The following is a 7,535-nucleotide window of genomic DNA, read 5'->3' as shown; positions in this document are numbered from 1 at the left end:
TCTTCACGCCAATTCCCCCTTCATCACAGCACCCTTGTTTTTCGACAATCTATGAGATTTTTCTCATAGACAGAATCATATCTTGTATATTTGAGTCTACAGGAAGGGAATAAAAGAATAATGAAAGCTTTGGAGAGCAAACACAGAAAAACCGCGAAGCAGCAAGGCTTCGCGGTTTTTTATTTCGCGATTTTTTATTTAATGAGATAAATATTTCGGGGCGGTTTGTATTTATTTTAAATTCAGTTCAGCTCACTAAACCTTTCGAGCATAGTGGCAACCTCTGCTCTGGTTGCAAGACCCGAAGGATTTATAGTCAAATCCGTGTTGCCCTTCATAATGCCCTTAGACACAGCCCATGTAATGGACTCTTTGGCATAGCCTGAAATTTGATTTGCATCTTTGAAGCTCAGGCTTGCAGTTTTAGCTTGAAGGTCAACACCTTTAACCTTTGCGTATCTATGCAGCATAACAGCAATTTGCTCACGGGTGATGGCAGCATTGGGAGCGAATTTACCCTTATCATACCCGTTAACAATGTTACTTTGATTTGCCCAAATCACCGGATCTGAGTACCAACGGCCACTTTGAACATCAGAAAATACATTGGCAAATGTAACATTCGGTTTATTTTCCATACGATAGATTACAGTGGCCAGCATGGCACGGCTCATTTTCCCGGAGGGTGAGAATTCCGTCTCAGAGGTTCCCGTGAATAGTCCCTTGTTGTACACATACCTTACAGAAGGATAGAACCAATCGTCATGTGCTATATCTGTAAAAGGAGTTTTCTTAGCAAAGGTTACAACCACAATGGTGTCACGGCTAACCTCTGGAATGGTGTAAATGTCATGGCCTATAAATTTGTCACCGTTGACAAAGATATATTCGGTCTCAAACCCTTCATCCGGAATCATTCTGATGGTGGCAGAGGTTGTTGCACGAATGGTCTGAGCTTCAAAGCCCTCGGCAATTTTGCCATTTCCGCCTTTAACAGAAGCTTTAACGGAATAGTACAGATCAACTGCGGTGTTATTGACTGTGGTATTGTCGGCCGGAGCAGCCCAACGTTTCGGACCGACAATTTTGGAGCTCTCAAAATCGGAAACACCAATGCTAAGCTTTTCAATAGCTTCAGTGATTTCAGACGCCAGCGCATCCTTGTTATTAAAAACAGCCTCAGCCCCGGCAATCACCTCTCTCAGTTTTTGAGCGGATTTTGTCGGATACCAATGATCCGGATAGTAGATGTTTTTGGGATTATCCGCAATAGTAACTGAAGCAAGTAAAGCTTTTGCAGCAACAATGTCTTCATATAATAGAGATTTTGAGGGGTCCTTTACTCCATCGCCCACAATAATTTGCACATCTTCAACCGGTTCAATATACCGGTGTGTCGCATCTTTGTTCGTCAGAATGAAGCTGCTTGAAGAGATGCTGAACGTGCCGCTGTTCTTAGCTTGAAATACAGCCGTTCCAATATTTTTCAGTATGGAATCCTCTCTTCCCTTGGCGGTCATATCCAGATAGACATAGTTGATGGCACCATCGGAATATTTCATTGAAATGTCCTTTTCCACATTCACACCGGTATTTTCCAGTACATAAGAATCAAACTGCAGCTTTCCTTGAAAGCCATATACAGGCGCCCTTCCGGCACCCGTATAGGAAAGACTTAGCTTAACAAATATTTTTTCTCCAACTTCAAAAGATGATTTCAAGGAACCTGAGCTATCCGTTACTGTGATGTCCACACGATAACTAAGGTCTGCAGCATCATTTGCGCCATAGGCATATGAGGGTAGGGCAGCCCCTAGAAGCATGATGCACAAAATGATTTTTAAGTATTTGATCATCTTTTAAGTGCCTCCATTAGTGTGAGCTGCGCATCTACAATATCAACAATGCCGTCACCGTTTGTATCAGCTCTCATCCAATTTTCTACAGAACTAAAGCCGTTGTAAACATTGTCTAAAATAGCATTCAATGTTGCCAAAACGTCGACTTTATCAATAGCACCACTGCCATCGGTGTCTCCACGCAGAAGAACAGGAGATTTCACCGTTGGTTCAAAACCAAGCTTGGCTGTTAATTGCTCGCCTGTGACAAGCTCCTTTGAAGCACCAATATATGCTTTCTTAAGATTGTCATATAACAAAGTTTGTTTGTTGCCTCCAATCACAACCGTTGCCTTGCCCATGTTCATTTCAGTGTATATGGTGTACAACGAGAACCCTTGTGTCTGACGAACTTCATAACGGTAACCATAATCTTTTACTTTGATTTTGATAACGTCTGACAGTTCTTTATAGACCGTCTTCCCGTCCTGGCCTTCAAAGGCAGACAGTCTATAACTAACCTTGATGGCCGTTTCGCCTGGAGCTAATGCTTCAATGGTCCCATCTTGCGAGAGTCTGATGATGTTCTGATTATAAAGAACGTCCCACACAACGTCTTCTGCTTTTAGAACGGTGCCGTTAACTGTGCGGAGAGCTTTCACAGACAGCGCCGTTGTCCCGCCTATGCCAAGCTCGATCGAATCAGGCTGATCCTCGGAGCCTTCCAGGTCAGAGATTAGTTTAATGCTTTCATACTCTGACAGAACACGATTCACAAGATACACTGGAACAGCCGTTTCGTTACCGGCATCATCAACCGCTTTAAGCATCAGGGTTTGGTTCGGTTCCTCACTTGAGGCCTTACGATTGACAACGAAGGTTCCGTCCGGACTGATAACAATTCCGTCTGAGCTGCCGTCTAACGTTAATGTTGCGGATGGATCTGTCAGACCACGGAAGCTGTAGCTTGAGTCTGCGCCAACAAAAACAACTTGATTGCTGACGGTGTTATCAACGTTTTCCCCGTCAAGGCTGGTTTGAACATCTTCATCAAGGAGTAACGCAGGTGCTTTTGTATCAACAGTAAATCCAATAGCCCCTGATGACCTGCTGCCTTGGATGGTGTCACGGTTTTCAGCCACCGCTACAAAGTCAATCAGCTGCTGGCCGTCTTCAACGCTTTCTTCAAATGACCAGACCTTCTTATACTCTTGAGGCGTGTTTTTATCTTCGGTATTAAGGTTGAAGGTCATTTTAACAGGTCTGTCGAAGGTGTACGTTGCCTTTACTTGGTCAGTGTTTAAGTAATACCGGTCTTTGGATCTGTCAATGTTTGTCTCAACGCTTACAAGCTGAGGTTTATCCGTTGAAGGCATAACAAAGCCTGGCGATGATGCAAATTCGGTTGAACGATAGTATTCCGCCTGTTTAAGAGGAGACTCCACAATTCTAACCGCCTGCACTTTAACAAAATAAGTCTTGCCTTCCTGCAGTAGAGGCCGGTTGGTTTGGTTTTCTAATGGTTTTAGAATGATGTCACTGCCCACTTTAAATTGACCGAAGGAATTCTCGACCTCAACTCCTGCTTCGTCTTGGATCGCCACAAGATAATGGGTTGCAGCGTCGTCGCTTCCCGTTATGCCAACCTTCACATAGCCGTCACCGCTGTAGACCGCAGACACAGATTTAGGGTTTTGAGGGAGCAATGGATTGGTGAAAGTGAATGTTGAAGCAGTGATTTTCTTGCTCATTCCGCCTTGATGGTTAACAAGCATTGCAACCACATGATATTTCCCTTCAGGGAAGGACTCAGGAAGCGTGAATACATGAGAACCTGATTCAATTTCATCTAACTCCAGGTTGCCGATACTAATTAAGGATGAAGTATCTTGAATGTTAGAGGATTCGATGGTTTTCATGATTGACGGGTCTTTCGTGACATAGACATTAAGTGCACCCGAATATTGGCCTTGCTTGTCCGTTGTCCAAGAAACGTTAAGTTCACGGCTTGTATTTGTGCTAGTAGAAGCACTAACTCCTGTAAGCTCTGGCATATAGTCAACACTGTTTACTGCAAAGTTGTCTATATAAACGTCAGGTGTTGAAACTGAAATGGACCAGTTCCCCCCAACAATCAGAGAGGGATCAGTGACTGAAATGTACAAATAATTAGTGCCATCTAAAGATTGAACAAGATAGTTTCCGTTGCCCTTATTATCGTCTTCAACCATGGTCAATCTTTTTCCATTTGGATTGGTAATATTAATTTCTGATGCAGAAGGCTTGATTAAACCACGAAGTGGAATTTCAAAGAGAAGTGCATCCTTTGTTGCCGGGTTAATCTCTTTTGTAATACCATTACCGGACCTTGTCTTAGCGACGGCCTCCGTACCCAGTCTTCTCATATTCGTTCCATAGATCATGGTGGTTGGCACAAGGTTGCCGCTCTCGTCCAGCGCTTCCGAGTGGACATAGTGAACGGCGTCTCCTCTTGAAGAGAGGTCGATGGACCCGCCAAAGCTTAGGTCACCGTTCCAATAATAGATAAAGCCCAGCTTCACCCCAATGACCTTAAAGTTTGCACCCACAAAGTCAGATGAGACGGCTGCCTCAACACCTGCGATCTCCTTGCCCCCGAGCAGCGGGATGGAGTCTGGAATGAACAGCCCTGCATAAACATAACCATAAAAATAATCTTCCGTAATTTTAATCGTTATCCCGCCACGAATGGCTCCGGCATGAATACTGATGCTGCCGAAGGCATTAAGCTGAAACGGCGAGATCCATTGAACATTCATTCCCGCTTGAATATTAAGAAGTCTTCCTTCTTCGTCTTTTTCTAACCGGCCGGTACCTTCAATGGCAAGACCCGATAGTTTCGCATCCAGCTTAAAGTCACCTACAATAATCGCATTAATTAAAAGCCTCGTTTGAAGATGAATGGTAAGGGGTGGAAGCTCGCCTGCCGGTTCTCCGGCAACGGTGTCTGCAAGGTTCGAAATTCCTCCGCCAAGGCCTGTGATAAATACATAAGGTGCAACCACAGGAACCTTCATTGTAGTTGGCGCTAAAAAGAAGGTGAGCTTATCAAGCATCATCTTGGGAACTTCGTTAATAGGAACCTTCTTCAGTGCCAGTGACCCTTCTACTTCCAGCATGGTAACGGAAACACCGGCATCAATGCTATAAATATCATCAATGGTGTTAATGGTTATATCCGCCTTAACACCGGCCTCGTTTCCTACTAATGGGCCTAATATATCTTTGGGCAGGGCTACAGATAGTGTTGTGTTAATGCCAACAAAACCAATTTCGCTGTCTTTACTGCCATAGAGAACATCTTGAACATTCGCTGTCAGTGAGCCTTTATAATCATAATGCTCCTCACCCTTCGCTGGATCAGCAGCTTTTAAAGGCATTGAAATCCTTCCGCCAAAGCTGATTCCGAAATCATCATCGTCCTGGGTCATCACACCATATTTAATATTGATCAAAAAACCGGCAATATTTTGCAGCATAGAACCGGCATCTCCAAGCTGAAGTTCAAAGGCCTGAGCAGTCTTCTCGGAAACAGCCTCCCGATTCAGAGTATATTTGGTTCCATTATTGGCTTCAAAATGCCACTTATTATGCCAAATATTAATCGAGTTGATCACTTTGACGGTACCATCGCCTTCCAGCTTTGCACCCTTGTTGTCAACGGTCATCTTAAGAGCTTCGTTGCTGTCATAGGTCAGGATGCTGTTGATGGTAATATCGCCATCGGCTCTGCTGGCAGAGTAATATTTTTCTTTACCCGTATCCATAAGCCTGATTTTTCCGCGAAGGGTCAACAGAATTTCTGTTTTATTTTCTTCAAATGCTATTTCTTTGTGAAGAATGCCATCTTTTTTCACGCCGCCGGATATAAATTTCTTCATTACATCTTCGTTTGTAAAACTAATATAATCATATAACTGTCTGTTGTTTGCAGCGTCTGTGAACCGGACTAGCGAAACAATACCGTAGCTTGCACTTTTATCCGCTAAATTATTGGTGACATCCACTGTAGTTGTTGCTTTAATTTTGGTACCGAAGGCATCGATCAGCTGTTGATTCGTAAATCTAAATTCAATGTCATACTTTCCAACCGCCAACGTCTGATTCGTTGAGAAGGCAAGCGTTTGACCTTCATCAATAAAACTTATTTTTCTTTTGTCAATCAGAACAGCCTCAGCGCCGGATGCTGGAACAAGGTACAGACTCCATCCGTCACTTCCCGAAAGGGCCTCCATCAGAACCTTCATATCGCCGGAAACGGTGATATTTTTGTCGCCTTCATAATAAACTGCCGCCGGGAAAACATGCTTCATTGAAACTTCCGGGAGCTTTCCTTCCACTGCTGGAATCAAAATGTTCGTGTTTGCACTATAGTCAACCACTTTATTGGTGCTAGCATCAATAATTTCTGTTGCGTTTAATGAAACGACCAGACGTTTTGATGTGATCATAGACTGTGTCTCTGCAATAATGTCAACATCCGGAATATCAAACACCGTTCCAATGTTAAGACCGCCCGAAATCTTCACCGTGTATTCCCGTGTATTCGTGGCTGCAAACACAAGTCCCTCTTCGAGGCTAAGCTTCACAATGGGTTCTATAAGTTCTTTTGCTCCTGAGACACTGTTGTCAATGGTTACCTTCGCTTTAAAAACACCGTTGTTTTCATATCCTTTTTTGTCGTTAGCCAAGTATACATTTCCGGTGTGGATACCTATTGAAACATGCTCTTTTTTGGTTTGATCAGCAAAGTTGCCGATACCATAGAGCATTTCAGAAATTCTGACTTGACCCGGTTCAATGGTTTTTTCATTCCAATAATAAGCCGTTGCAGTGTCAGGAACTAAATATTTGTTGGAGTAATTCGTAAAGTCGACACTAGGGTTTGGTGTATAATCGTATCTTGTGTTTGCAAGATTAATCCAGTGTCCCACAATCACTTTATCAACGTTCACATCCTTGTTGCCGCTCCAGCCGGACAAGAGGGCATAAGCCGTCTTGTTCGAAGCTGAAAGCGAATCAACATATCTGATTTGCTGCGGAAGGTTGTCACCGCTATATTCGGTTTCAACGATTGTCGGCTGCGACGGGTCAACCAATGCATAAGGTGCATCAATTTCTGAACCAAGCGCGTTGTCTAGTAGAAGCCGGATCCCCACCGTTCCGGCTGTGGCATTGTTATTTTTCACATCATATGAAATACCAATGTTTCCAGCTCTGGAGTTGTTAGGGTCAATCGAAATGGACACCTTTTGTGTGATGGTATAGCCCTTAATGTCCCATGCAATGGTTAAAAGCCTGTTTTGCTCTGAAACGACAGGTTCATGAAGCTTTGTATCGATGCCAAACCAGCCATACTCCTGACCGAAAACAAAATCCTTTCCGTCGATACGAACGGTTGTGAAGGATGTTCCATTGCTCCTTGCCGCATCTTCCTTATAAAGAAGCGGAAGGTTGTTGTCAAACGCTTTTTGTGGATGACCGTCAATGGTTTCAATGGAGAAACCACCCGTTTTTGAATTGATTGAATATTTCATAAATTCGTTCGCAATGGAATAATCCGCATTGCTGGCGTCAGCATGAACAGGGAAACTGGCAAAAGTGAAAAGCATGGATAGAATAATAGCTGCAGCGATGCTGCGTTTCATTGTTCTATAG

The 7,535-nt window shown here is 43.6% G+C and carries 2 protein-coding genes; both read right to left on the bottom strand.

Annotation, left to right across the window (positions count from 1 at the left end):
• Positions 1-242: 242 nt before the first annotated feature.
• Positions 243-1,856, bottom strand: a complete 1,614-nt coding sequence (locus MKY12_RS03795) for an S-layer homology domain-containing protein (RefSeq protein WP_339312972.1) — start codon at positions 1,854-1,856, stop codon at positions 243-245.
• Positions 1,853-7,525 carry a hypothetical protein gene (locus MKY12_RS03790; RefSeq protein WP_339312971.1) on the bottom strand — a complete coding sequence of 1,891 codons (5,673 nt, stop codon included), beginning with the start codon at positions 7,523-7,525 and terminating at the stop codon, positions 1,853-1,855. Before MKY12_RS03790 ends, MKY12_RS03795 begins: the two co-directional genes overlap by 4 nt.
• Positions 7,526-7,535: the final 10 nt, after the last annotated feature.

Source organism: Paenibacillus sp. FSL M7-0896, assembly GCF_037975415.1.
Lineage (GTDB): Bacteria > Bacillota > Bacilli > Paenibacillales > Paenibacillaceae > Paenibacillus_AQ > Paenibacillus_AQ silagei.
This window is presented reverse-complemented; position numbering and strand designations above follow the sequence as displayed.

Bases quoted from the DNA above. Each gene is read 5' to 3' on its own strand.
- MKY12_RS03790 (WP_339312971.1), bottom strand. From the start codon at position 7,525: ATGAAACGCAGCATCGCTGCAGCTATTATTCTATCCATGCTTTTCACT.
- MKY12_RS03795 (WP_339312972.1), bottom strand. From the start codon at position 1,856: ATGATCAAATACTTAAAAATCATTTTGTGCATCATGCTTCTAGGGGCT.